This is a genomic window from Mesorhizobium sp. M7A.F.Ca.AU.001.01.1.1, from assembly GCF_004022735.1.
In the GTDB taxonomy this organism is placed as follows: domain Bacteria; phylum Pseudomonadota; class Alphaproteobacteria; order Rhizobiales; family Rhizobiaceae; genus Mesorhizobium; species Mesorhizobium ciceri.
In genome coordinates, this window is the sequence record NZ_RZPF01001305.1 from 1 (window position 1) to 633 (window position 633).

Annotated in this window: 1 protein-coding gene and 1 pseudogene; one reads left to right on the top strand and one right to left on the bottom strand. The window is 57.7% G+C overall.

All coding sequences use genetic code 11. The annotated features are described in order from the left end of the window. The first annotated feature begins 92 nt into the window (after positions 1–92). Positions 93–398 (top strand): hypothetical protein, encoded by a 306-nt coding sequence (locus EN884_RS37825; protein WP_027160843.1) that lies wholly within the window; start codon positions 93–95, stop codon positions 396–398. A 55-nt stretch (positions 399–453) separates the two neighbouring features. Here the strand turns inward: EN884_RS37825 and EN884_RS37830 are convergent. Further along, positions 454–633: pseudogene (locus EN884_RS37830) on the bottom strand (hypothetical protein); the annotation flags it as partial.

Sequence of the window (633 nt, forward strand, 5' to 3'; positions counted from 1 at the left end):
GGTCTGTATTGTTCGTCACATCTTACGAATCTGTGGAACGAGGCTGCAACTCGGCAGTTATATATTAGCCTAACCTTGAAAAGGAGGCAGCTATGAAAAAGCTCCTGCTTGTTTCGGTTATCGCCATTGCTTCGGCGGCGGCGATGATCGCCCCCGCCGACGCCCGCAGCCGTATCAGTATCGGCATTGGCGGCTATGCAGACGACTATTACGGCGACGATTATTACAATGGTTACGACTATGGCGATCGCTACTATCGCCCTTATTACCAGTACGACGCCTATGACAACGGCTACAGGCCGCGCTATTACCACCGTCACCACCGTTGCCACATCGCACTGGTCAAGCATTGGCGCCATCACCACAGGATCGTCGAGGAAATCCGCGTCTGCCGATGATCTGATCCTGTGAAAAATGATCCGGCCGGCGCCGCCGGCCGGATATTTGCGCCGCTCACCCCACCCGCCTCCTCATCATCATCCCGTAATGCACTGCCAACAAATCCAGCCCCACCTTCAGCAGCTTCGTCACCACGTTCCGGCCCTCGCCGGTCTGCTCGGACAGGCGCTTGAGGGAACCGTCCGCGCAGCAGACTTGTCGTACCACGGCGGCCACCTCCCAATGGCCTAGCGC

What these genes read in the sequence shown, in the direction of transcription:
- EN884_RS37825 (WP_027160843.1), top strand. Translation starts at nt 93, where the DNA reads ATGAAAAAGCTCCTGCTTGTTTCGGTTATCGCCATTGCTTCGGCGGCG.